This window comes from Methylosinus sporium, assembly GCF_003113265.1.
In the GTDB taxonomy this organism is placed as follows: Bacteria; Pseudomonadota; Alphaproteobacteria; order Rhizobiales; family Beijerinckiaceae; genus Methylosinus; species Methylosinus sporium.
The window spans coordinates 21,852-46,328 of record NZ_PUIV01000030.1 but is presented as its reverse complement, the minus strand read 5'-3'; the positions used below and the strand labels follow the sequence as shown (position 1 = coordinate 46,328).

Genomic DNA, 24,477 nt, shown 5'->3' with positions numbered 1-24,477 from the left:
GGGGCGACCGCCGCAACGGCGCTCAGGCGGCTCGGCGAATCTCGCCCAGAGTGGAGGCGGCGATCATCAGCGCCATGCCGTGCAGGCGGGCCTCGTCGCGGCCCTGCCAGCGGCGCAGAATCACGCGGAAGAGCTCGTCCATCACCGTCTCGTCTATGGCTTCGAGCGAGCGCTCTTCTATGTTTGCGCGGCGGGCGAGCAGCACGAGATCGTTGCGAGCGTCGCGCGCTAGCAGCGGCTCACCCTCGAGCAGGCTGCGCCACATGCGGCAATGCTGCCGTCCGAGCGCATCCCACATCTGTCGACGACCGCGAAACCAGGCCTCGTAGACGCTGAATATTCGGTCCGCCACTAGTGGTTCACTCCAACGGGCGATTTCTCTGCTCGTCTCCGCAAATTCCCGAGATTGCATCGTCTGGCCTCGTGGAAACCTGTAAAACGCGTGATTCGTTGAATGAAATCATTATTGCCCATGGTTAATTTTCTGCAACCATCCGAGCCGGACGCTGCACCGTTTATTCTGCCTCTACGTCGTCATTCCTGTGGTGAATGTTGAGGGCGCCAAGCAAAAATGCGTATTCATCCGGGCTATGACTACGTGTTCTTTGTTCGACGAGAGAGCGCTTCGGCGCGGCGCGAGCGGCCAGAACGCGGCTCGCGGCGAGTCAATCGCGCCGCGGCGCGCGGCCCCGCTCGCGCCCGCCGACCGAATCTTTCGCAATGTCGGCGACCAGCGAGGCGACATGGCCGCAATGCGACAAAGCGACTCCCGACATTTTGTCGTCTTCGTTCGTCTGCTGGGCCTGCGGCAGCACGGCGCGGCGAAAGCCGAGCTTGCCGGCCTCCTTCAGCCGCGCGCCGGCGTGGATCACGGGGCGGACCGAGCCCGAGAGCGCGATCTCGCCGAAAAACAGCAGCTCGGCGGGCAGGGTCGCGCCGGTCAGCGAGGAGACCAGCGCCGCCGCCGCGGCGAGATCGGCGGCCGGCTCATCCGCGCGCAGTCCGCCGGCGACATTGAGATAGACGTCGTGCATTCCGAGCTTGAGCCCGGCATGAGCTTCCAGCACGGCGAGAATCATCGACAGCCGATTCGAATCGAAGCCGACCACGGCGCGTCGCGGCGTGCCGAGCGAGCTGGGCGCGACCAGCGCCTGAATCTCCACCAGCATGGGGCGCTGGCCCTCCATGCCGGCGAGCACGGCGGCGCCCGGCGCGGCGGCGTCGCGGCCGGCGAGAAACAGGGCGGAGGGATTGGCGACCTCGGCGAGGCCGGCGCCGGTCATCTCGAAGACGCCGATCTCGCCGGTCGCGCCGAAACGATTCTTCGAGGCGCGCAACATGCGGAAATGATGCGCGCTGTCGCCCTCGAAGGAGAGCACGGCGTCGACCATATGCTCGACGACGCGCGGGCCGGCGACCTGGCCGTCCTTGGTCACATGGCCGACGAGAATCACCGTCGATCCGCTGAGCTTGGCGTGGCGCAGCAGCGCCTGGGCGCTGGCGCGCACCTGAGTCACCGTGCCGGGCGCCGATTCGGCGGCCTCCGTATGCATCGTCTGTATGGAGTCGATGACGATCAGCGCCGCGCGCTTGCCGCTGGCGCAGGTGGCGAGAATATCCTCCACCTGCGTCGCCCCGGCGAGCTCGACCGGGGCGTCGGAAAGGCCGAGCCGCTCGGCGCGCAGCCGCACCTGGGCCGCAGCCTCCTCGCCCGAAATGTAGATCACCCGCTCGCCACGCCGCGCCAGCGCCGCGCAGGCCTGGATCAGCAGCGTCGATTTGCCGATGCCGGGCTCGCCGCCGAGCAGCGCCACCGAGCCGGGCACGAAGCCGCCGCCGGTCACGCGGTCGAATTCTTCAATTCCGGTGGCGATGCGCGGGGCAGGGCGCGCGTCGCCGGCCAGCGCCTCGAGCGCGAAAGGCCGGCCGCGCCCGACGCGCGCCGTCGGACCGAAGCCGCCGCCGGCGCCGCCATTCTCCTCGACGATCGTGTTCCACTCGTTGCAGGACTCGCAGCGGCCCTGCCAGCGGTTCGTCACCGCCCCGCAGCTCTGGCAGACGAAGCTCTGGCGGGCTTTAGCCATGGCGCGCTTCGCCCTCTCCCGACATGGCTGGCAAAAGCGCCAGCGGCGCCAGCGCGGCGGCGGCGGCGCAGCCATAGGCGAAGCCTTGGCCGCTCGCCTCGGCCAGCGCGCCGAAGGCGACATTGCCGACGATTACGGCCACCGCGTTGGCGAGGCCGAAAACGCCGAAGCCGGTGGCGCGCAAATGCGCCGGCGCGGCGCGGGCGATCAGCGCCGAGAAGGCCACTTGCGCCAGCGCTATATGCAGGCCCCACAGCGCGATCCCGACAAAGACGAAAGAAAGGTCCGACGCCGCCGCGAGCGCGGCCTCCGAAATCGCCAGCGTCACGCTCGCGGCGACGAGCAGCCGGCGCTCGCTCCAGCGATCGACGAGTTTGCCGGCCGGATAGGCGGCGAGCATTGCGACGAAGGACATCGCCACCAGCGTCAGCGGCGCGAAGGCGATGCGTAAGCCGGCGCCCGTCGCCCGCAGCACGAGAAAGGCTTCGCCCACGCGGGCGGCGGCGAGCAGCGCGCCGAAGGCGAGCAGCAGCCAGAAGGCGCGCGGCAGCTCGGAAAATCCGGCGAGCAGCGCTTTGCGCCCCGTGGCGGGCGGGCGCGTCTCCTCCGGCTCGTGAACGAAGACTGCGAGAACCAGCACGCAGATCAGCGCCGGCAGGCAGGCGATCCAGAAGACGAAGCGCGTGTCGTCATGCGTCGCCAGCATCAATCCGATCGCCGCCAGCGGGCCGATCACGGCGCCGACCGTGTCGAGCGTCTGGCGCAGGCCGTAGGCGGCGCCGCGCTGCTCCGGCGTGGTGACGTCGGCGATCAGCGCGTCGCGCGGCGCCCCGCGCAATCCCTTGCCCACACGGTCGAGAACGCGCGCCGCGATCACCTCCGCCGCGCCGCCGGCGAGCGGAAAGATCGGCTTGGTCGCCGCGGCGAGGGCATAGCCGAACAGCGCCAGCCCCTTGCGCCGGCCGATCATGTCGGAGACGCGGCCGGAGACGACTTTCACGGCGAGCGCCGTCGCTTCCGCCGCGCCTTCGATCCAGCCGATCTCGGCGATGGCGACGCCGAGCGTTCCGGCGAGATAGACCGGCAGCAGCGCATGGATCATCTCGGAGGAGAAATCCATGAACAGCGAAGTCACGCCCAGCGCCCAGACCGCGGAGGGCATGGACGCGGCCGCGCGAATCGTCGTCGCGGAGGCGGGGGCTCGCTCGCTCATGCGCGCTTGTATGTCGCCGATCATCGCCTCGGCAAGCGAAAGCGAAAAGCGCTCGGATTTTTCGAACGGACGCCCTCGATCGATCAGGCCGCGCTCCGAGGCGCGCTTTCAGCGCGTCGGGTCGAACAGCGCTCTAATCTTCGATCGCGCGTTGTCCGTTGATGCGCGCGCGCAGCACATTGGATGCCTTGAACATCACGACGCGGCGCGCGGTGATCGGCGCCGAGGCGCCGGTCTTGGGATTGCGGCCGACGCGCTCGCCCTTGGAGCGAATGTGAAAGGAGCCGAAAGAGGAGAGCTTGACGTCGTCGCCGGAAACGATGGCGTTGAAAATTTCCGACAGCACGGCTTCCACGAACTCGCCCGACTCGGCGCGGGAGAGGCCGATGCGGCGATGGACGGCGTCGGCGAGATCGGCGCGCGTCACCGTGTGATGCGCCGAAGCGGTCCGCGTCGTGGAGGTCGAATTCGTGGAAATGGCGCCCTCGTCGCGGGAAAGATCTTCGACTGCCGGCAGGGCTTTTTCTGAAACATTTTGTGACATGATCGGCCTTATCGATTCAAAACGAAAACTAACATCGTCGAGTTCGACTTCTTTTTCTGGTCTGTGACAACTCTCGCGGGAGAAGGGTTCGTCGCAAAGCATCGCGACAGGCCATAGCGGGCCCTCATCGCGAGGCGCGAAAAACTCAATTTGATTATTTTTCAGAAACTACGGCGAAAATCAAGCGCAGGTTGCACTTTCACGGCCGGGATTTCGTGGCGCCTCACCAGCGGATGAGCGCCGAACCCCAGGTGAATCCGCCGCCTACCGCCTCGAGCATCACGAGATTGTCACGTTTGATGCGGCCGTCGTCGCGCGCGACCGACAGAGCGAGGGGGATGGAGGCCGCAGAAGTATTGCCGTGCAAGTGCACTGTGGCGACGACTTTTTCCGGCGCTATGCCGAGCTTTGCGGCCGACATGTCGATGATGCGGCGATTGGCCTGATGCGGCACGAACCAGGAGAGATCGGCCGCCGTGAATCCGGTCGCCGCAAAGGCGTCCGTCACGACATCCGTGACCATTCCGACGGCGAAGCGGAAGACTTCCTTGCCCTCCATGCGCAAATGGCCGACCGTTCCGGTCGAAGAAGGGCCGCCGTCTACATGCAATTTGGCGCGATGGCGTCCGTCCGAGCGCAAATGCGTCGTCAATATGCCGCGTTCGGCGAGCGAGCCTTCGCTCTCGCGCGCCTCCAGCACCATGGCGCCGGCGCCGTCGCCGAACAGCACGCAGGTGGTGCGGTCGTTCCAGTCGAGAATGCGCGAGAAAGTCTCCGCGCCGATGACCAGCGCGCGCTTGTGCGAGCCGGAGCGCAGAAATTTCTCCGCCGTCGCCAGGGCGAAGACGAAACCCGAGCACACGGCCTGAAGATCGAAGGCGGCGCCGCGCGTCATGCCGAGCGCAGCCTGAATCTGCGTCGCCGTCGAGGGGAAAGTATAATCCGGCGTGGACGTGCCGACGATGACGAGATCGATGTCCTCCGGCCCGAGGCCGGCGTCGGCGAGGGCGGCGCGCGCGGCCTTCTCCCCCAGCATGGAGGTGGTCTCGCCGGGCGCGGCGATGTGGCGCTCCTTTATGCCGGTGCGCTGGGTGATCCATTCGTCGCTGGTGTCGACAGTGGCGGCGAGCTCCTCATTGGTGAGGATGCGGCTCGGCAGATAGCTGCCGAGACCGACGACGACAGAGCGCAGAGGGTGCGGAGAAAGAGTCACTGAGCGGCTTCCTGGTCGTCGCGGCGGCTCGAGGCCAGCATGTCGCGGATCTTGGAGAGCAGGCCTTGATGCGCCATCTCATAGCCGATCTCGACCGCGCGGGCGAAGGCCAGCGCGTCGGCGCTGCCATGGCTCTTGATGACGATCCCCTCGAGGCCGAGAAACACGCCGCCGTTGATGTTGCGAACGTCGATCTTGTCGCGCAGCTCGCGAAAGGCGCCGCGCGCCAGCAGATAGCCGATCTTGGCGAGCCAGCTGCGGCCGATTGCCTCGCGCAGATAATTGGTGATCTGAGTCGCTGTGCCTTCGGCGGTCTTCAGCGCGATATTGCCGGAGAAGCCTTCCACTACCACCACGTCGACGACGCCCTTGCCGATCTCATCGCCCTCGACGAAGCCGTGATAGTCGAGATCGGGAAGGTCCGCCTCCCGGAGCAGGCGAGAGGCCGTCTTGACCTCCTCGACGCCCTTTATCTCCTCGACGCCGACATTGAGCAGGCCGACGCTCGGCCGCTCCATGTCGAAGAGCGAGCGCGCCATCGCCGCGCCCATGACGGCGAGATCGACGAGATGGCGGGCGTCCGCGCCGATGGAGGCGCCGACGTCGAGCACGATGGAATAGCCGCGCGCCGTCGGCGCCGGCCAAAGGCAGGCCAGCGCCGGGCGCTCGATCTTGGCCATTGTGCGCAGGCAGACTTTGGCCATGGCCATCAGCGCGCCGGTGTTGCCGGCCGAGACGGCGACATCGGCCTCGTTCTTCTTCACCGCCTCGATCGCCTGCCACATGGAGGAAACGCGGCGCCCAGAGCGCAGCGCCTGGCTCGGCTTGTCGTCCATGCGGACGGCGACGTCGCAATGGCGGACGGTCGCGACGCGGGCGAGGCGCGGATGCGCGGCGAGCTCGACGCGAATCGAAGCCTCGTCGCCGAACAGCAGGAAGCTGCTGTCGGGGTGGCGGTCGTGAGCGATGGCGGCGCCGGCGATGGTGATCTTCGGACCATGATCGCCGCCCATGGCGTCCAACGCTATGCGAATGGGCTGCGCCATTCTGCCTCGTCTCCCGACATTGTTTACGAATGACGTACGAATGACGATCCGCGCGGCCCGTATTGTTCCGCCCCACGGGGCCGCCGGTCGCGCGAAAGATGCAGCGAAGCGGAGCGGCCAGGCGCCCGCTCGTTTCTCGGTTCCGCGCGATCGCTCGTCGCGGACCGAATTCGCCGCCGGCCCAAGGCGCCAGCGGCTGACGAATTGCCATTTGCGCCGCTCCAGCGCAAGAGCAATTCCTGCCGGAGCTTTCGCTTCCCTACTTTCGGCGTCGCTTGCCGGAGTCTTCGCCGAACTCGTCGCGCAGGCGAGCAAAAGGCGAGACTTTCGCCGGCGCCTCCTCTGGCGGCTCGGTCTCGTCGGGCAGGGCGAAGCGCGCGCCCGGCTTGCGCGGATAGGGGTCGAGCGCCAGCGCTAGAAATTCCGCGACAATGGCGCCGAGATCGATTCGGCCGTCGACCAGCGGGTCCGGCGCATCCGCGTCGAGATCGGCGATATGGCGGCTCGCTCTCGGCTCCTCCTTCTGCTCGACAGGCTCCGCCTCGCGCCGGCGCCGCGACATGCGCTCCGCCGGGGGCGGGGCGGTCGGCGTCGGCTCGGGCGCGAAGGAGACGTCGATCGGCTCGACGATGCGGGCGTCGAATTCTTCCAGCGTCACCACGCAGGTCTGGCGCACATCGGCGGTGAGCTCGCCCTCGACGCGCAATCCGCCGCGGCCCGCCCGCGTCACTTTCAGCTTCGCCTCGAGGCGATTCAGCGCGGCGAGATCATCCATGTCGGCGAGCGCCGCGCGTTCGGCGGCGTCGGCGGCGATGGTCAGCTCGAGCCCGTCCTCGGGGACGTCGACGGCGGCGAGCGGACGCGCGAAAGGGTTTTCGGGCAATTGCAGATCGTCGCTCATTCGCCGCTCCTCGACTCTTTTCGACGTCGCCGCTTCGGCCGGCCACGGTGAAATATAGATGGGCGCCGCGCCCATTGGGGGAAGCTTCGCCATTTTCCGGCCATTGATACGGTCGAAGACGCGCCGACGCCAGCCTCCGGGTCGCGCCGGAGGCGGCGCCGCTTGCTTTCGCGCCAGCCGAGAGTTAGGCAAACGCTTCGAACATTGTCGCGATAGAGGTCGGCCTCATGGAGGCCCAGCGCGGAGAGAAACATGGGGTTTTCGCTCGTCGTCGTTTCGCGGCAGGCCCGCAGCCTCGCCGCTCTCGCTCTGCTCGCGGCGCCGCTCGCCGGGTGCCTCGGCTATGACGGCGTCATCAACCGCGGCGCCATCATCGAGGAGCGCAAGGTCGCGCAGGTGAAGGTGGGAATGCCGGCCCCGCAGGTTCTCGCTCTTCTCGGCACGCCCTCGACGACATCGACGATCGGCGGCGACGCCTGGTACTATGTGAGCCAGCGCATCCAGCGCCAGCTCGCCTTCCTGCCGCCCGAGGTCGCCGACCAGCACATTCTCGCGGTCTATTTCGACAAGACGAAAAAAGTCCAGCGCATCGCCGACTATGGGCTGAAGGACGGCAAGGTCGTCGACTTCCTCAGCCGCACCACGCCCACGGCCGGGGCCGAGTTCAATTTCATCCGCAATATGCTGGCGAAGCTGACCAGCTTCTGAGGATTCGAGAAAAATCCGAGCTTTTTCAATCGGAAGCATGGCTGTGTCGATTTGGCGCAAATGTGGCGGCCGAATCGGCCGGCCGGCTCCGTACGTAGCTGATCGCTTCATTTTTAAGGGCTTGTGGGAAATACGGAGCCCCGGCCGAATGTGACGCGTGCGTGACGCGCTCAGTCGATTTTTCGCCCCTCGCGGTTGCTAGCCTCTGTCTCGTCCAAACAACAGCGAGGAATGAAACAGAGTGTCTTTCGAAGCGATAGCTCCTGCCGTTCGCGGCGAAGCGTCGGCGCCGAAATGGTCGCGCTTTCTGCCCGTGTTCGACCGCGCAGACGCGGACCGCCCCCTCGCGGGGGCCGACGGATCCGTTCACATGCTCCTTCGCGCTTTCGCCATAGCGACGGCTCTCGCCTTCGCTCTGGTGGCCGCGTTGCTCTCTATGCCGGATGGCTGGGGCCGGTTCAGATTGTCGGAGGCGTCGCGAGCCGGCGCGCGGAGCCGCCCGGCGCCGCCGCCCTTGTTCTTTCTGACCAATCGCGGCCTCACCGATCAGCCGCTCGACGCCGACGCCGCCGAGGCGATAGGCGAGGCGGTGAAGGCTTGGTCCGGCTCCGCCGACGCCGAAGCCGACAAAAACATGGCCGGCGCCGCTCCGGCGGTGCTGCAGTTCGGCCCTGTGCGCGTCGCCCGCGCCATTGTCGAGCACGTCGTGCAGGCCGCCCGCACCACGGGATCCGATCCTGCCTTGCTGATGGCCATCGCCGACAAGGAGTCGAGCTTCGCGCCCAAGGCCAAGGCCGGCACCTCCTCGGCGAGCGGATTGTTCCAGTTCATCGATTCGACCTGGCTCAAGGCTGTGCGCATGTTCGGCCGCAGCCATGGCCAGGAGGCGGCGGCGCAGGCGATCGGCGGCGATTATCGGGTCGCGCCGCAGAAGCGCTCCGAAATCCTCGCCATGCGCAATGATCCGTATCTCTCCGCCGTGTTCGCGGCCGAGATGCTGAAGCATGACGGCGAGCGCATCGCCGAGCGCATCGGCCGTCCGCTGACGGCGGGCGAGACCTATCTGATCCACTTCCTGGGGCCGGACGACGCAGCCCGCTTCATGGCGAAGGTGGAGGAGGCGCCGAACACGCCGGCCGCCAAGCTGCTGCCGCGGCCCGCCCGCGCCAATAAGCCCATCTTCTTCGCCCGCGAAGGCAAGAAGATGAAGCCGAAGTCGGTCGGCGAGGTGCACGAGGCCTTCGAGACGATGATGGGCAAGCGCTCCGATCGCTACAAAGGCGTGGAGCGGCAGCTCCCAGCCGCGGCGCTCGCCTATACGGAGTGAGCTTCGTTCGAAGAAAATGAGAAAGGCGGCCTCGCGGGCCGCCTTTTTCGTCTCTGGTCTATCGCTCCGCGGCTCGCGCCAATTCCCGCCAGCGGCTGGGCGCGAGGCCGCTCCATTGCTCGAAAGCGCGGGTGAAATGCGCCGGATCGCTATAGCCGAGCCGGGCGGCGATCTCGGTGATCGAGAGCTCCGGCCGGCGTAGCAGACCGATCGCCCGGCGCTGGAGCGTGTCGCGCAGGAGATCGGCGTAGCTCAGTCCGAGATCGCCGAGCCGACGCTGGAGCGTGCGCTTCGACAATCCGGCGCGCCGCACGATCGTCTCGAGCGTGGGGCGGCCGCCGAGCAGCTCCAGCTCGATCAGCACGGCGATCTTGCGGGGAAGATCGTCCGGCGCCGGAATGTCGAAGATGCGGGCGATTTCGTGGGCGCCCAGTCCATCGCCTTCGCCCAGTCGCGGATTGACGGCCATCAGCAGCCGCTGATCGAAGACGATCGAGCCCGGGCCGTCGCAGAGCACGATGTCGGCGCCCATCTGCTCGCCGATCGATCGTCGCGCGCTCGTCGGCAGTCCGCCGAACATCACGCGGCGCGGCAGCCAGTGAGCGCCGGCGAAATGCCGCACGAGGGCGATCATATACCAGACGGCCAGCATCTCGTTCTGCGGCCGGCCTTCCGTCGCGGGGTCGTCCAGCTCATAGGACCAGATCGCCTCCTCGCCCTGTCGCCGCAGGACCAGCCGCGTCGCGCTCTGCAGCATATGCGGCAGGCTGGCTCCGGCGCGATGGATGGCGTCGAGCAGCGTCGGCGCCCGCGTCACCCATTTGCCATAGACGCCGAGGCCGGCGATCGACGTCCGGCGGCCGAGACGGGCGGCGAAAGCCTCGTCGGCCAGCTCGCGCGAGGCGGCGGCGAGCAGGCGAAAATGATCGCGTAGCGGCAGCAGCGTGTCCGGCGATTCGAGCAGGCCGAGCGGCAGCTCCGCGCGGCGAAACGCGCGCTCGATCGAGCCGCCGGCGCCGCCGACGACCTCGGCGATCGGCCCCAGCGTGCTCGCGCGTGTGTAGCCCGTTTGTCGCATCTGCCCTCGCGCGCCATCGTCCGGCGTTTTCGGCATGTCCTGGCAAGCGCCGCCAGCGGCCGGACGATAGCATTCCCTATCGGCTCACAAAGGCCGATCCATCGGGGGATTTGCCCGAGTTCGGGGAGGATTTTGGACATGTGCCTCTATTGTCTCGCGCGCGCCTCGGCCGCATTGTCTCGGCGCGACATGTTGCGGATGGGCGCGCTCGGCGCCGCGGCTCTGCCTTTCGTCGCCTCGCCCGCGACGGCCGAGAGCGCCGATCTCGTGCGCGACGATTTCAAACGCGATATGGAGGCGCTGATCGCGCGCGCCCGTTCGGGCGCGCTCGTCTCCTATCGCCTGTTCGAGATCGATGGCGACGATCTGCCGTGGATCGATCTCGGCCTCGCGGCGGCGAAGGGCCAGCAGGTCAGCTTTCTCGTCGCCGGGCGCATGTGGATCGCTCGGCCCTATGACCTCTGGTTCAAGCCGGGCCTCGTCTTCCATGCGCGCACGCGCGGCAAAAGGCCGATCTACAGCCCGGGCGTCGACACCGGCACGATGATCGCCGCCCATGACGGCCCGCTGGAGATCGCGCGCTCTGCGGCGCAATTCGCCGACGCCGACGGCAGGCTGTGGACGCCCGAGGCGGAGTATCGCAAACAGGAGGTGAAGATCGTCGGCGTCGCGCTGGTCTGGAAGGGCGAGGCGCTCTCCGGCCTCGAGAGCCTCGCCGCGGCGGGGGACGTGAATGGTCTCGTCGCGGCGGAGATCGCGCGGCTGAAAGCCGGCCACAAATTGCCGGAGGGCTGGAACGATCTCTTCAGCCTCGGCGGCGGCGCCGAGGTGTTCGGCCGCGAAGCGAATGGCGAGATCGTCTGCGAGAGCGCCGGCTCCGCCTCCATCATCGAGCGCCCGCTGCCGCTCGCCTTCGCGTCGCGGCCCAAGCTCGGCTGGCGCTGGAAGATCGACCAGCTTCCTTCAGCGAAAGCGGAGGATGTCGCGCCCTTCCACGATTATCTCTCGATCGGCGTGAAATTCGAGGACGGGCAGGACCTCACCTATTTCTGGAGCGCCGGCCTGCCGACCGGAAAAGTCTTCCGCTGCCCGCTCGCCGGCTGGAGCGCGGTCGAGACTCATATGGTCGTCGATTCGGGCGCGGCGGGGCTCGGAGAGTGGCGGGCGCTGGAGCGCGACGTGGCCGCCGATTACGCCGCCCATATCGGCGGGCCGGCCAAGGCGATCAGCCATATTTGGCTGCTGGCGATCACGCCCTTCCAGCGTCGTCGCGGCGCCTGTCGCTACGCCGACATTCGCGTCGCGACGGCGGACGGGGCGGTGACGAGGCTCTAGCTACTTGCTCCAGCGTTCGGCGGCGGCGTCGTCCTTGGCCTTGGCCTCGACCCAGTCGCCGACGTCGCCGTCGGCGCGATGCTCCTTCTTCCAGAAGGGGGCTCTGGTCTTCAGATAATCCATCAGAAATTCTGCCGCGGCGAAGGCCTCGCCGCGATGGCGCGCGGCCGTGACGACCAGCACGATCTTCTCGCCGGGCAGAATGCGCCCATGGCGATGGATGACGGTGAGGCCGCAGAGCGGCCAGCGGGCGAGCGCCTCCTCGGCGACGCGGGCGATCTCCGCCTCGGCCATGCCGGGATAATGCTCGAGCTCCAGCGCCGAGAGCGCGCCGTCCTCGTCGCGGCAGAGGCCGGTGAAGGAGACGATCGCACCAATGTCGCGGCGGCCCTCCTCGATCAGCGCGGCCTCATGGGCCGGATCGAAGGGGGCGGATTGGATGCGGATGGTGGGGGTCATGGAAGTGTGGGGTTCGATGCGAGCATGAAGGCTCGCTCTTGTCCGTCGCGCCTCACCCTCCGGTCATCGGCGGGAAAAAGGCGATCTCCCGCGCTCCGGCGATGGGCGTCTCATGGCGCACATGGGCCTTGTCGACCGCCGTGCGAATGACGGCGGCGTTCTCGAAAGCCAGAGCATAGGCTTCGTCGCGCGACTTCAGCCAGGCGATCAGCTCGCCGACCGTCGCCACCTCCGGGGGAGGGGAGAGCTCCTCCTCCGCGCGGCCGATGCGCTCGCGCACCCAGGCGAAATAGAGGGCCTTCATCGCGCCTCATCCGTTCCGAAATGCGCCCAGCCGGCTCTCATATAGTCATAGCCGGTATAGAGCGTCAGCAGCGCGGCGATCCACAGCAGCACGCTGCCGATATTGACCGTGCCGGGCAGCACCAGCTCGCCGGCGCGGCCGGCGATGAAGAAGCCGAGCGCGAAGAGCTGTAGCGTCGTCTTCCATTTGGCGATGGCGCTGACTGGCAGCGGCACTTTCAGCTCGGCGAGATATTCGCGCAGGCCGGAGACCAGAATCTCGCGGCACAGGATGATGAGCGCCGCCCATATTGTGACGCCGGCGATGGTCTGATCGGCGACCACCATCAGCAGAGTGGCGGCGACGAGCAGCTTGTCGGCGATGGGGTCGAGCATGGCGCCGAGCGTCGATTGCTGCGCCCAGGCGCGGGCGAGATAGCCATCGAAGAAATCGGTGATGCCGGCGGCGGTGAAGACGCCGAGCGCCGTCCAGCGCATCCAATGCTCGTCCGGCCATTGCAGGAGGCCCGCGACGACCGGCACGGCGACGAGCCGGCCATAGGTCAGAATATTGGGCAGGGAGAGCGCGCGCCCGCGGCGCGGCGGAATGGCCGTCGATGTCATGCCGCGAAGGAACATGCCCAGCGCCTCTCTTGTCAATAGAAGAGACGGGCGCCTCGACGGCGCCGCGCTCCTCCGCCGCCGGTCCGATCTCCCGCGCAACAGCGGGAAGCTTCGGCAAAACCGGCATTTTGCCGCTCGAGGCGCGCCGGCGGGAACGTCGCCGAGCCGCGCACAAATTTTAGCCGCTGGCCGCCGATCAGCCGCCGCGCTGGAAATGATCGAAGACGAGCCGCGCCGTCGCCTTGTTCACGCCCGGCACATTCTCGAGGTCGCAGAGCGCGGCGCCGGCCACCGCCTTGGCGGTGCCGAAGGCGAGCAGCAGCGCCCGTTTACGCGCCGGCCCTATTCCCGCGATCTCGTCCAGCGGGTTCTTGGCGAATTCCTTCTTGCGCCGCGCGCGATGCGTGCCGATGGCGAAGCGATGCGCCTCGTCGCGCAGGCGCTGGACGAAATAGAGCGCCGGATCATGCGGCGGCAGGCGGAAGGGCTCGCGGCCCTCGACGAAAAACATCTCGCGGCCGGCGTTGCGGTCGGCGCCCTTGGCGATGGAGGCGATGGTCACGCCCTCGAGGCCGATCTCCGCCGCCACGGCGCGCGCGGCGTCGAATTGCCCGCGGCCGCCGTCGATAATCACGAGATCGGGCTTCGACGGAAACGCGTCCGGCGCTTCCTCCTCGGGCTTTTCCGCGTCTTTCGCAATGCGGGCGAAGCGGCGCGCCAGCACCTCGCGCATCATGCCGTAATCGTCGCCGGGCGTGATCTCGGCGCGCTTTATGTTGAAGGTGCGGTAATGCGTCTTCATGAAGCCCGTCGGCCCGGCGACGATCATCGCGCCGATCGCCTGTTGGCCGCCCGTATGGGAATTGTCATAGACCTCGACGCGGCGCGGGGGCTTCTCCATGCCGAACATCTCGCCGAGCGCGATGAGCAGCTTCTCCTGGCTGGCGTCCTCGGTGAGCTTGCGCGTCAGCGTCTGCTTGGCGTTGGTCTGCGCATGCTCGACCAGCTCGCGCTTCTCGCCGCGCTGCGGCGTCGCGATCTCCACCTTGCGGCCGAGCTTGTCGGACAGAGCCTGCGCCAATAGCTCGCGATCTTCGATCACATGGGAGAGCAGCACCAGCGGCGCCGGCGGATGCTCGCCATAAAATTGCGCGAGGAAGGAGCCGAGCACTTCCTCTTCCGAAAGGCTCTGATCGGCGCGCGGGAAATAGGCGCGGTCGCCCCAATTCTGATAGGCGCGGAAGAAGAAGGCCTCGATGCAGAAGCGCCCGGCCTCTTTGGCGATGGCGAAGACGTCGGCCTCCTCGACGCTGTGCGGATTGACGCCTTGAGTCCCCTGGATCAGCGACAGCGCGGAGATGCGGTCGCGCAGCCGCGCGGCGCGCTCGAATTCCAGGCGCTCCGCCGCCGCGGTCATCTCCGTAGCGAGCTGCTCGCGCACGGAGCGGCTCTTACCGGTGAGGAAGTCATGCGCCTCCTGCACCAGCACGGAATAATCCGCGATCGAGATTTCGCCCGTGCAGGGGCCGGCGCAGCGCTTGATCTGATAGAGCAGGCAGGGCCGCGTGCGATTCTCGTAAAACGAATCGGTGCAGGAGCGCAGCAGAAACGCCCGCTGCAGCGCATTGAGAGCGCGCCCCACCGCGCCGGCGTTGGCGAAGGGGCCGAAATAATCGCCCTTGCGCGAGCGCGCGCCGCGATGCTTGGCGATCTGCGGCGCGTCGTGATCGCGCGCGATGAGAATATAGGGAAAGCTCTTGTCGTCGCGCATCAGCACGTTGAAGCGCGGCTTCATCTGCTTGATGAGATTGGTCTCGAGCAGCAGCGCCTCGGTCTCGGTCTCGACCGAGATGAACATCATCGAGGCGGTCGCCGAGATCATGCGCGCAATGCGATTCACATGGCCGGCGAGGCGCGTGTAGCTCGCTATGCGCTTTCTGACGTTCTTGGCCTTGCCGACATAGAGAACCTCGCCATTCTCGGCGATCATGCGATAGACGCCCGGCCCGTTGGGCGCGTTCTTCCAGTAGGATTTGATGACCGAGACGCCGCGCTTGACGCTCTCCGGCGTATCGGCCGCGAGCTCTGGCGGAGCGGCGCCCTCGGCCTCTTCCGTGAGGTCTTCTTCCTCATCGAGGGTTTCGGGAAGGTCGGGCGTATCGCTCATGCGGCGAGATTTATGCCCGGCGCGCGCGAATGGGAAGAGCGCGTGACAAGGCCGTGGGCTCTGGCGCGCGGCGGCCTATTTCTCCGCGCATAGGGAGGAGGCCCCATGCCCAAAGGCCATGCGCCGCGTCTCGTCTTCTGGGTCGCGGTTCTGCTGTTCGCGCTCGCGGCGGCGCTGTCGCTCTTTTATTACCTGTCGCCGCGGGCGACCTTGCGCATCACCACAGGCCCGGCGATGTCGCCGGCTCAGCGCACCATCTCCACCTTCATTCATGTCGTGTCGGGGTCGCACCCCTTCATCCGCATAGAGGAGGTCCCGGTCGCCGATCTTTCGGCCAGCGCCAAGGCGCTCGAGGACCGCAAGGTCAATCTCGCCATCGTGCGTACCGATGTCGCGCCGCCCTCCAATGGCCAGACCATCGCCATTCTGCGCCGCGACGTGGTGGCGATCGTGCTGCCGCATGGCTCGCCGATCAAGGACGCCGCCGGCCTCGCCCGCAAGACCATCGCCGTGCCGGAGGGCGCGCTGCAGACGGAAAATCAGCATGCGCTCGATGATATTCTCGCCTATTTCGACGTCCCCGCGGCGAGCGTGAAGCGCCTCGTCCTGCCGCTCGGCGAGATCGGCCCGGCCATGCGCGCGGGCCGCGTGGCGGCGGCGTTGGCGGTCGGGCCGATCGGGCCGGGGCAGGCGGTCGATGTCGTCGCCTCCATCGCCAAGGCGATGAAGAGCCCGCCCCAGCTCCTGCCGATGGATCAGGCCGACGCGCTGGTGAAGCGCTTTCCGGGCTTCGAATCTGTGGATATCCCCGAAGGCACCTTCAAGGCGCATCCGCCCGTGCCCGACGATACGGTGAAGGGCCTCGCCGTCACCTATCGGCTGGTCGCGCCTTTTTCGATGCTCAATGTGGTGGCCGGGGCGATCGGCCGCTCCATTTTCAAGACCAAGGCCAAGCTCGCCGCCCTCTCGCCGGGCGGGACCCAGATCGAGGCGCCCGATCTCGACGCGCAGAACCCGCTGCTGCCGGTCCACCCTGGCGTCGCCGCCTATCTCGCGAGCGGCGATCAGAGCTTTTTCGATTCGTTCCAGCAATATCTCTACATTATCGGCATTCCGCTGAGCCTTTTGGGCTCGCTCGTCGCCGTGCTGCTCGGCCTATGGAACAATCGGCGCCTCGTGCAGGACCAAAATCGCGTCTTCCGCCTGCTGACCCTCGCGGACGAGGCGCTGACGGCCGACAGCGCGGGCCTCGAGCGAATCGAGACGGAGTTTCGCGGGCTCGTCGCCGATTGCGTCAACAAGCTCGCGGATGGCGAGACCGCGGCGGATCAATATCCCGTGTCCTCGCTCGCCATCGACCATGCGCGGCGTTCGATCGAGCGCAGGAAGGACGGTTTGCGCGCCGCATGACGCTCGCGCCGGGGTCGCTATAATGTCGTCGGTTTCGAGCAGAGGATTTCCGACATGGCTTCCCTCATCCGAGATTTTACCTGCGCCTGCGGGCGTGTGCGCTGCGAGGCGGTCGGCGAGCCGATCGTCAGCGCCGTCTGCTATTGCTCCGATTGCCAGGAGGGCGGCCGCAGGATCGAGGCTCTGCCCCATGCGCATCTCCTCCGCGATCCCGACGGCGGCACGCCTTATCTCACGTTTCGTGACGACCGTTTTCGCTGCGTCGCGGGCGCGGAGCTGCTCGAGGACCACCGGCTGAAGCCCGATTCGCCGACCCGCAGGGTGGTCGCCTCCTGCTGCAGCACGGGCATGTTCCTGAAATTCGATCCCGGTTTCTGGGTTTCCACCTATCGGCTGCGCTACGCCGGCGATCTGCCGCCGATCGAGATGCGGACAAAGGTCGCGCGCCGGCGCTCGGCGCTGCCGCTGCCGCAGGATGCGCCGGCTTTCCGTGGCTTTCCGCTGCGGCTCTTCGGACGGCTGATCGGGGCGCGGCTCGCCATGGCCTTCGGGCGATAGGCGGAAACGCAGCAGCGGGCGTGAAACCATTGCCGATCCGCGCTATGTTGTCCGGGGGAGGCGCGCCGCAGGGCGGGGCGCGAAAGAAATTGGGGATAGCTCGGTGATCGAGGACCAGCGCGAAGCGTCCGGCCGGAGGCGGCTGAACGCGACACTCATCGACCTGATCATCCGGCTCGGCGCGCTCGGCGCGCTCGCCTATTGGTCTTTCCTGCTGGTGAGGCCCTTCGTCACCATCGTGACCTGGAGCGCCATTCTCGCCGTGGCGCTCTATCCCGTGTTCGAGTGGACGGCGGTCCGGCTCGGCGGGCGGCGACGGCTGGCGGCCGTCGTCATCACGCTCCTCGGCCTGCTCTTCGTCATCGGGCCGGCGACCTGGCTCGGCCTCGGGGTCGTCGACGGCTTGCGCGTCCTCTCCGAGCGCATAGACGCCGGCGGCGTCTGGGTGCCGCCGCCGCCCGAGGCGCTGCGCAGCTGGCCCTTCGTCGGCGAATCGGCCTACGAATTCTGGGAGCTCGCCTCCACCAATCTGCGCAGTGCGCTCGCCCAGGCGCTGCCGCAGCTCAAGCCCTATGGCGAGATCGCGCTCGACGCCACCAAAAACGCCGGCGCAGGCGTGTTCAAATTTCTGATTTCGGTGATCATCGCCGGCTTCCTGTTCGCGCCCGGGCCGGCGCTGGTGCGCGCCATAAAGACGGCGGTGACGCGAATCGATTCGAAACGCGCCGAGCATTTCGTGGAGCTCGCGGGCTCGACGATCCGCACGGTCTCGCGCGGCGTCATCGGCGTGTCGCTGCTGCAGGCGGCGATCGGCGGGCTCGGCTTGCAGCTCGCCGGCGCGCCCGGCGCCAGCCTGCTGACCTTGTGCATTCTGGTGCTGGCGATCGTCCAGATCGGGCCGCTGCTCGTCGTGGTGCCCTCGATTCTCTGGGCCTGGACCGAGATGCGCACGCTGCCGGCGTTGCTCTTCACCTGCTGCATGTTGACGGTGACGCTGGTCGACAATGTGCTGAAGCCCATCGTCATCGCGCGCGGGCTCACGACGCCCTTGCTCGTCATCATCGTCGGCGTCATCGGCGGCGTGTTGGTGCATGGAATCATCGGCCTCTTCGTCGGTCCGGTGGTGCTGGCCGTCGCCTGGGAGCTGCTGAGCGCCTGGGCGGGGGAGGGCAAGAGCGGCGTCCTCGTCGCGACGCCGGAGCCGGCCGCTCCCGAGCCGACCGCTCCCGAGCCGCGCGCGCTCGAGCCGCCCGCGTCGACCGCTTCCGCGCCCGAGCGCTGAACGGCGCGACAGGGCGAAAGCCGAGGTTCACAAATCGGCCGTACTCGATTAGGGTCCGGCGCGGATTTGCGCGTCCCGGCTTCGATCCCATATTGATGAGCGCCCGCTTCGCAAGCGGGCCTTTCGCTATCCGAGGTCCGCTACGGCCTCTGAAGAAGGAACCACATGGCCAAGGAAGAACTGTTGGAGTTTCCCGGAGTCGTCACCGAGCTGCTGCCCAGCGCGATGTTTCGGGTCAAGCTCGAGAACGAGCACGAGATCATCGCCCATACGGCCGGAAAGATGCGCAAGAACCGCATCCGCGTGCTCACCGGGGACAAGGTTCTCGTGGAGATGACGCCCTATGACCTCACCAAAGGGCGGATTACCTATCGTTTCAAATAATTTCGATTTATGGCGGAGCCGATCGTCTTGACGTCCCACCCGACCGATACGCGGCCCAAGCTGGTGCTGGCCTCCGCCTCGCCGCGCAGGCTCGAGCTGCTCCAGCAGATCGGCCTCGACGTCGATGCGCTGCTGCCGACCGACATAGACGAGACTCCGCAGCGCAACGAGCTGCCGCGCAGCCTCGCCCAGCGTCTTTCCGGCGAGAAGGCCGCGGCGGCCGTGAAGACCATGGGCTATCAGCCTCGGCTCGAGGGGAGCTATGTGCTCGCCGCCGACACTGTGGTGGCGGTCGGCCGGAGAATTCTGCCCAAATGCGAGGACATAGAGCAGGCCGAGGATTGCCTGCGCCTGCTCTCGGGCCGCCAGCATAGGGTTTTTACCGGCGTCACGCTGATCACGCCGCGAGGGGCCGAGCGCCGCCGCCTGGTCGAATCGCGGCTGCGCTTCAAGCGCCTTGGCGCGACCGAGATCGACGCCTATCTCGCCTCCGGCGAATGGCGCGGCAAGGCGGGCGGCTATGCGATTCAGGGGCTCGCGGGCGCTTTCGCGGTGCGGCTCATCGGCTCTTATTCGGGTGTCGTCGGCCTGCCGCTCTATGAGACCGCGGCGCTGCTGGCCGGCGAGGGCTATCCGGTGCTGACGCCCTGGTTCGAGGGGGCGTGAGCGTTCACCCGCCGATATAGACCCGCTCATAGCGTCGCCCGAGCCGGGTCAAAATCTCATAGCCGATCGTGCCGCAGCGCAGCGCTAGCTCGTCGACGCCGATCGTCTCGCCCAACAGCTCCACCGTCTGGCCGCGATAGACCGCGCCCTCGGGGACGTCGGTCACATCGAGCATGACGAAATCCATCGACACGCGGCCGACGATCGGGCAGCGCCGTCCGGCCACGATCGCCTCGGGAGCGGGGCGGCCCGCCCCGCCGACGGCGGCCGGAAAGCCATCGCCATAACCGAGGCCGAGCGTCGCCAGCCTTGTCGGCCGCGCCGCCGTCCACACGCCGTCATAGCCGACGCTCTCGCCGGCCTCGATCCAGCGCGTCGCCAGAATCGGCGCCTCGAGCCGGGCGACGCTCAGCATCGGATTGGGCGCGGAGGGCGTCGGATTGCCGCCATAAAGGGCGTAGCCGGGACGCAGCACATCATAATGCGGCTGCTGCGCCAGAAAAATCCCGGATGAGTTGCAGAGCGAGGCCGGCGCGCCGGGGAAGGCGCGCCGCGCCTCCTCGAAAGCGGCGATCTGCCGCGCGTTGCGCGGGTCGTCCGTCCATTGGGCGCAGACGAAATGGCTCATCGTCAGCGTGAGGTCCACATCCTGCGCCGCTATGGCTGCGGCCTCGGCGTCGCGCAGCGCGAGTCCCAGCCGATTCATGCCGGTGTCGAATTGCAGCGCCGCGGGCAGACGGCGGCCGATGGAGCGGCCGAAAGCCCCCCATTCGCGGATTTCCTCGAGCGAGGCCAGAACCGGGCGCAGCCGCGCGGCGGCCAGAGCGCGGGCGCCTCCGCGCGGCAGGCCCTCGAGCACATAGACGATGGCGCGCGGCGCGACGGCGCGAATGCGCTCGCCTTCCCCGGCGGTGGCGACAAAAAATGTGCGGCAGCCGACGGCGGCCAGGGCCCGCACGGAAGCCTCGGCGCCGAGGCCATAGGCGTCGGCCTTGACCACGGCGGCGCATTCGCTCGCGCTGGCGCGCGCGGCGAGGCGTCGCCAATTGGCGACGAGGGCGGTGAGATCAATGGTGAGAATCGCCCCCGCGCGCGCCTCGGCGGGGGCGGTCTCGTTCAGGGGCGCTCGGGCCGATCGGTCGAATCTCATGACGGATTATTCTAGCGCCGGAGCATGGCGTTCGCATGGCTATTCGAATGCGCAATGCTCCGGCGTCATTAATTTCACCGGCGGGTCGCGGCCGCTCCCGGCTCCGCCAGCGCCCGCGGGGCCGGCGTTCCCATGCGGGCGGCCGGATCGACGGGCGGTCGCGGCGCCCCGAGGCGAACGGCCGGATCGGGCCGCGGCGCGCCGAGCGAGATACGTACGAGATCGGCGACGCTCTTCACGCGCATCTTGGTCATGATGTGGGAGCGATGGGTCTCGACCGTGCGGGCGCTGATGCCGAGCTCATGGGCGATGACCTTGTTGAGCTTGCCCTCGACGAGCCCGGCGAGCACGTCGTTCTCACGATTGGTGAGCGTCGCGAGCCGGCCGGGCGTGGTCCGCGTGCGGCCGCGATAGGCGCGATGATCCACGCGGCGGGTCAGCGCCTGCTGCACGGAGGCGAGGAGCTTGGCCTCGTTGACGGGCAATTCGAGCAGATCGAACGCCCCTTCCTTCATCACTTGGATCGCGCCCCGGACATTGGCCTGGGCGGTGATGACGATGATCGGCAATTCGATCCGCCGCGCCTTGGCGTCTCTCAATAATTCGATCCCGATCATCTCGGGCATGTCGACATAGATGATGACGCAGCCGCGGCTGTCGGTTTCGACGGCTTCGAAGAAGCGTCCCGCGTCCTCATGCAGGCGAAGGTGATAATCCGCCCTGTCCAGCGCGCTCGTCAAAGACGAACGAATGATCGGGTCGATGTTCAAGATATGGATGGTTTCACTGTAATTCATAGATCGCTCGCGAGATGAGTTGACGAAAAAGTCATTCGACGAGACCAGCATATTCCCGCCGCCGACAAAATGATCGGCGGTCCGACGTTACGACGAAATCGACGCTTACTGCGAGAACCGACGCGACAAGGACGCAAAAGACACAGACGAACCTCGACGCTCACGCTACTCGACGCGTTCGCCGCCGGTGGAGAAAAAGCCGGCTGCGAACGACGATGCGCCGGCTGGTCCCGGGCAACGTCGGCGAGCGCATGTTAACAGATCGTATCGCTCGCGCCACGATTTTCGACTCGAAACCTACGCATCGACGCTTCGATTGCGCAGGGCGTCTCTGCGCGTTACTTAAGTCTCGCGTCCTTTCGCCGCGCCGCCGCCGCCCCGCGCAGCGCTGTCTACCGAGGCTCGGAACGCTGGTTGCGGCCGCGACGCGATTGAATTATCAGTCGAGCCGAGCCTCGAGCGGAGAAAAAAATATCATGGCCGACGCCGATCCCATGAGCGAGAGCCTCGCCGCCGCGCGGCCGCTCTCCCCGCATCTATCGGTCTATAAGCTGATCTTCACCATGATGATGTCGATCGCGCATCGCATCACCGGGGCGGCGCTCTATGCGGGCGCGCTGCTGCTCGCCGTCTATCTTTTGGGGCTCGCGCTCGGGCCGTCCGCCTTCGGCGCCGTATCCTGGATCGTCGATTCTTTCGTCGGGCGGCTGTTCATGCTGCTGTTCAGCTGGGCGCTGTTTCATCATCTTCTCGGCGGCGTGCGCCATGCGATATGGGACCGTGGGCTCTATCTCGATCGCGAGGGGCGCGAGCTGCTCGCCAAAGCGACATTGGGCGGCGGATTGGTTTTGACCGCGCTTTTGTGGATCGCATCCTCGCTCTTGGGCTGAGGGCGCTCGGGCCGTCTCGTATAGGGTCAATGGAGAAGCAATATGTCGCGCTCGACGTTCCAGAGCGGCCGCAGCGGCAAGGGAGACGCCTTCGTCTCCGATCGCGCAGGCTCGCTTCATGCGCTGGCCATGCGTCACAGCGCCAGAGCGCTGGCGCCGCTGGCGCTGCTCTCGATCTGGCATCTCGTCGGATTGGTCGGCAAATCTTATGAGGCCGCGCGCGCCGAGATCGGACGGCCGCTGCCGGCCATCGCGCTGATCGCCTTCATCGTCGTCGTCGCCTATCATGCGCGGCTCGGCATGGAGAACATCATCGAGGACTATGTCCACGACAAATCGCTCAAGACGACGGCGCTCATCGTCAACAAATGGACGGCGATCGCGATCGCCGCGGTCTGGACGCTCGCCATCATGATCATCGCCGCGCCGCGCTAGAGTCTTTCCGTGTTTCTTTGAGACATGGAAAGACTCTAAAAGCGGCAAGGGCGCTCTTTCGACGAGGATTTGGAATGGCTGGGAACGGCAAGACGACGGTGAATATCGGGGGCAGGGCCTATCCGATCGTCGATCATACATTCGACGTCGTCGTCGTCGGCGCCGGCGGCGCGGGACTGCGCGCCGTCGTCGGCTGCGCCAAGGCGGGGCTGAAAGCCGCCTGCATCACAAAAGTGTTTCCCACTCGTTCGCATACGGTGGCGGCGCAGGGCGGCGTCGCCGCAGCGCTGGCCAATATGGGGCCGGACGATTGGAAATGGCACATGTACGACACCGTCAAGGGCTCCGACTGGCTCGGAGACCAGGACGCGATCGAATATCTCTGCCGCAACGCTCCGCAAGCCGTCTATGAGCTCGAGCATTGGGGCGTGCCCTTCTCGCGCACCGAGGATGGCCGCATCTATCAGCGCCCCTTCGGCGGCATGACGACGGATTACGGAAGAGGCCCGCCGGCGCAGCGCACTTGCGCCGCCGCCGACCGTACCGGCCATGCGATGCTGCATACGCTCTACGGCCAGGCGCTGCGTCACGACACGGAGTTCTTCGTCGAATATTTCGCCATCGACCTCATCGTCGATGCGGAGGGCGCCGTGCGCGGCGTCGTGTGCCTCAAGCTCGACGACGGCACGATCCATCGTTTCCGCGCCGCGCTCACCGTGCTGGCGACGGGCGGCTATGGCCGCGCCTATCTCTCCGCGACGTCGGCGCACACATGCACGGGCGATGGCGGCGGCATGGCGCTGCGCGCCGGGCTTCCCTTGCAGGATATGGAATTCGTGCAATTCCATCCGACCGGCATTTATGGCGCGGGCTGCCTCATCACCGAGGGCGCGCGCGGCGAGGGCGGATATCTCACCAATAGCGAGGGCGAGCGCTTCATGGAGCGCTATGCGCCTTCGGTGAAAGATCTCGCGCCGCGCGACATGGTCTCGCGCGCGATGACAGTGGAGATTCGCGAGGGCCGCGGCGTCGGCAAATTGAACGATCACATCCATCTGCATCTCGAGCATTTGGATCCTGCGATCCTGCATGAGCGCCTGCCGGGCATTTCCGAGAGCGCGAAGATTTTCGCTGGCGTCGATGTGACGCGCGAGCCTATTCCTGTGCTGCCGACCGTGCATTACAATATGGGCGGCATACCGACGAATTTTCACGGCGAGGCGCTGCGCCGCATCGGCGACAATCCTGATGTCGTCGTGCCGGGCCTGATGGCGATCGGCGAGGCGGCCTGCGTCTCCGTGCATGGCGCCAATCGTCTCGGCTCCAATTCGCTGGTCGACCTCGTCGTCTTCGGCCGCGCCGCGGGACTGCGCGCCGCCGAGCTGGTGAAGCCCGGTCAGACGCAGCCGGAGTTGCCCGCCGATTCCGCCGAGCTCTCTCTGTCGCGTCTCGATGCACGTCGCTTCGCCTCCGGCTCGATTGCGACCGCCGATCTGCGGCTCGAGATGCAGCGCGTGATGCAGTCGCATTGCGCCGTCTATCGCGCCGGTGAGGTGCTGGAGGAGGGATCGCAGGCGATCCATGCGGTGTGGAAGAAGAGCGACGACGTCAAGGTCACGGACCGCTCGCTGATCTGGAACTCCGATCTCGTCGAGACGCTGGAATATGACAACCTCATCGTGCAGGCGGTGGTGACGATGGATTCGGCGAAGAACCGCACCGAATCCCGCGGCGCTCACGCCCGCGAGGATTTTCCCAACCGCGACGACACCGATTGGATGAAGCACACGCTTTCGACGATCGACGAGGCGGGCAAGAGCGTCGCGATCGATTATCGCCCGGTGCACAGCTACACGCTGTCCAATGAAGTGGCTTATATCGAGCCGAAGGCGCGGGTTTATTGAGGGGCGGCGCGGGCGTCGGC

The 24,477-nt window shown here is 66.9% G+C and carries 25 protein-coding genes; 11 read left to right on the top strand and 14 right to left on the bottom strand.

The genetic code is table 11. The features are described 5' to 3' along the window. Positions 1-22: 22 nt before the first annotated feature. The 7 genes from C5689_RS15300 to C5689_RS15270 all read right to left on the bottom strand — a co-directional run bounded on the left by C5689_RS15300 (position 23) and on the right by C5689_RS15270 (position 7,001). Positions 23-412 carry a hypothetical protein gene (locus C5689_RS15300; RefSeq protein WP_244594737.1) on the bottom strand — a complete coding sequence of 130 codons (390 nt, stop codon included), beginning with the start codon at positions 410-412 and terminating at the stop codon, positions 23-25. 253 nt (positions 413-665) lie between these two features. Then, entirely contained in the window at positions 666-2,084 is a 1,419-nt protein-coding gene (gene radA, locus C5689_RS15295; protein WP_108918125.1) for a DNA repair protein RadA, read from the bottom strand. Then, entirely contained in the window at positions 2,077-3,297 is a 1,221-nt protein-coding gene (locus C5689_RS15290; RefSeq protein WP_167398730.1) for an MFS transporter, read from the bottom strand. Before C5689_RS15290 ends, radA begins: the two co-directional genes overlap by 8 nt. A 133-nt stretch (positions 3,298-3,430) precedes the next feature. Then, positions 3,431-3,775 (bottom strand): integration host factor subunit alpha, encoded by a 345-nt coding sequence (locus C5689_RS15285; RefSeq protein ID WP_244594738.1) that lies wholly within the window; start codon positions 3,773-3,775, stop codon positions 3,431-3,433. A gap of 289 nt (positions 3,776-4,064) precedes the next feature. Next, positions 4,065-5,054, bottom strand: a complete 990-nt coding sequence (locus C5689_RS15280) for a beta-ketoacyl-ACP synthase III (RefSeq protein WP_108918115.1) — start codon at positions 5,052-5,054, stop codon at positions 4,065-4,067. Next, a complete protein-coding gene (gene plsX, locus C5689_RS15275; protein ID WP_108918114.1) occupies positions 5,051-6,100 on the bottom strand; it encodes a phosphate acyltransferase PlsX in 1,050 nt (349 codons plus the stop codon). The genes C5689_RS15280 and plsX overlap by 4 nt, the downstream gene beginning before the upstream one ends. Positions 6,101-6,359: 259 nt before the next feature. Then, positions 6,360-7,001, bottom strand: a complete 642-nt coding sequence (locus C5689_RS15270; RefSeq protein WP_244594736.1) for a YceD family protein — start codon at positions 6,999-7,001, stop codon at positions 6,360-6,362. Positions 7,002-7,253: 252 nt separating this feature from the next. On the opposite strand from C5689_RS15270, the gene C5689_RS15265 reads away from it, so the two are divergent. Together C5689_RS15265 and C5689_RS15260 are read left to right on the top strand one after the other, a co-directional pair. Further along, positions 7,254-7,709, top strand: a complete 456-nt coding sequence (locus tag C5689_RS15265) for an outer membrane protein assembly factor BamE (protein WP_108918112.1) — start codon at positions 7,254-7,256, stop codon at positions 7,707-7,709. Between the two features lie 370 nt (positions 7,710-8,079). Then, complete coding sequence (locus tag C5689_RS15260) at positions 8,080-9,036, top strand: transglycosylase SLT domain-containing protein (protein ID WP_244594735.1); 957 nt, start codon at positions 8,080-8,082, stop codon at positions 9,034-9,036. Between the two features lie 58 nt (positions 9,037-9,094). On the opposite strand, the gene C5689_RS15255 is transcribed toward C5689_RS15260, so the two are convergent. After that, positions 9,095-10,114 carry an AraC family transcriptional regulator gene (locus C5689_RS15255; RefSeq protein ID WP_108918124.1) on the bottom strand — a complete coding sequence of 340 codons (1,020 nt, stop codon included), beginning with the start codon at positions 10,112-10,114 and terminating at the stop codon, positions 9,095-9,097. Positions 10,115-10,252: 138 nt separating this feature from the next. Between C5689_RS15255 and C5689_RS15250 the strand changes: the two genes are divergently transcribed. Continuing rightward, positions 10,253-11,449, top strand: a complete 1,197-nt coding sequence (locus tag C5689_RS15250; RefSeq protein WP_108918110.1) for a DUF3047 domain-containing protein — start codon at positions 10,253-10,255, stop codon at positions 11,447-11,449. Here the strand turns inward: C5689_RS15250 and C5689_RS15245 are convergent, their stop codons facing one another. The 4 genes from C5689_RS15245 to uvrC form a co-directional block, all read right to left on the bottom strand. Next, entirely contained in the window at positions 11,450-11,908 is a 459-nt protein-coding gene (locus C5689_RS15245; protein ID WP_108918109.1) for a molybdenum cofactor biosynthesis protein MoaE, read from the bottom strand. Between the two features lie 52 nt (positions 11,909-11,960). Further along, entirely contained in the window at positions 11,961-12,212 is a 252-nt protein-coding gene (gene moaD / locus C5689_RS15240) for a molybdopterin converting factor subunit 1 (protein ID WP_108918108.1), read from the bottom strand. After that, positions 12,209-12,829, bottom strand: a complete 621-nt coding sequence (pgsA, locus tag C5689_RS15235; protein ID WP_244594734.1) for a CDP-diacylglycerol--glycerol-3-phosphate 3-phosphatidyltransferase — start codon at positions 12,827-12,829, stop codon at positions 12,209-12,211. The genes moaD and pgsA overlap by 4 nt, the downstream gene beginning before the upstream one ends. 181 nt (positions 12,830-13,010) lie before the next feature. Beyond that, the gene (gene uvrC / locus C5689_RS15230; RefSeq protein WP_108918107.1) at positions 13,011-14,981 is read right to left on the bottom strand and encodes an excinuclease ABC subunit UvrC; all 1,971 of its coding nucleotides are present in this window, start codon (positions 14,979-14,981) and stop codon (positions 13,011-13,013) included. 105 nt (positions 14,982-15,086) lie between these two features. On the opposite strand from uvrC, the gene C5689_RS15225 reads away from it, so the two are divergent. The 5 genes from C5689_RS15225 to C5689_RS15205 all read left to right on the top strand — a co-directional run bounded on the left by C5689_RS15225 (position 15,087) and on the right by C5689_RS15205 (position 19,281). After that, entirely contained in the window at positions 15,087-16,391 is a 1,305-nt protein-coding gene (locus tag C5689_RS15225; RefSeq protein ID WP_108918106.1) for a TAXI family TRAP transporter solute-binding subunit, read from the top strand. A 54-nt stretch (positions 16,392-16,445) separates the two neighbouring features. Continuing rightward, complete coding sequence (locus tag C5689_RS15220; protein ID WP_108918105.1) at positions 16,446-16,949, top strand: GFA family protein; 504 nt, start codon at positions 16,446-16,448, stop codon at positions 16,947-16,949. A 103-nt stretch (positions 16,950-17,052) separates the two neighbouring features. Then, the gene (locus tag C5689_RS15215; protein WP_108918104.1) at positions 17,053-18,231 is read left to right on the top strand and encodes an AI-2E family transporter; all 1,179 of its coding nucleotides are present in this window, start codon (positions 17,053-17,055) and stop codon (positions 18,229-18,231) included. Positions 18,232-18,396: 165 nt separating this feature from the next. Beyond that, positions 18,397-18,615, top strand: a complete 219-nt coding sequence (gene infA, locus C5689_RS15210; protein WP_018266249.1) for a translation initiation factor IF-1 — start codon at positions 18,397-18,399, stop codon at positions 18,613-18,615. 9 nt (positions 18,616-18,624) lie between these two features. After that, positions 18,625-19,281 (top strand): Maf-like protein, encoded by a 657-nt coding sequence (locus C5689_RS15205; protein WP_108918103.1) that lies wholly within the window; start codon positions 18,625-18,627, stop codon positions 19,279-19,281. Positions 19,282-19,285: 4 nt separating this feature from the next. On the opposite strand, the gene alr is transcribed toward C5689_RS15205, so the two are convergent. Beyond that, complete coding sequence (gene alr / locus C5689_RS15200; RefSeq protein ID WP_174800253.1) at positions 19,286-20,431, bottom strand: alanine racemase; 1,146 nt, start codon at positions 20,429-20,431, stop codon at positions 19,286-19,288. A gap of 74 nt (positions 20,432-20,505) precedes the next feature. Then, positions 20,506-21,228, bottom strand: a complete 723-nt coding sequence (locus tag C5689_RS15195) for a response regulator transcription factor (RefSeq protein WP_108918102.1) — start codon at positions 21,226-21,228, stop codon at positions 20,506-20,508. Positions 21,229-21,704: 476 nt separating this feature from the next. Here C5689_RS15195 and sdhC point away from each other — a divergent pair, with 476 nt between their 5' ends. The 3 genes from sdhC (at position 21,705) to sdhA (ending at position 24,457) form a co-directional block, all read left to right on the top strand. Next, positions 21,705-22,118, top strand: a complete 414-nt coding sequence (gene sdhC, locus C5689_RS15190; protein WP_108918101.1) for a succinate dehydrogenase, cytochrome b556 subunit — start codon at positions 21,705-21,707, stop codon at positions 22,116-22,118. Between the two features lie 42 nt (positions 22,119-22,160). Then, positions 22,161-22,553, top strand: coding sequence for a succinate dehydrogenase, hydrophobic membrane anchor protein (gene sdhD, locus C5689_RS15185; protein ID WP_108918100.1), 393 nt, complete (start codon positions 22,161-22,163; stop codon positions 22,551-22,553). 74 nt (positions 22,554-22,627) lie between these two features. After that, on the top strand, positions 22,628-24,457 hold the full coding sequence (gene sdhA / locus C5689_RS15180; protein WP_108918099.1) for a succinate dehydrogenase flavoprotein subunit: 1,830 nt from the start codon (positions 22,628-22,630) through the stop codon (positions 24,455-24,457). Positions 24,458-24,477: the final 20 nt, after the last annotated feature.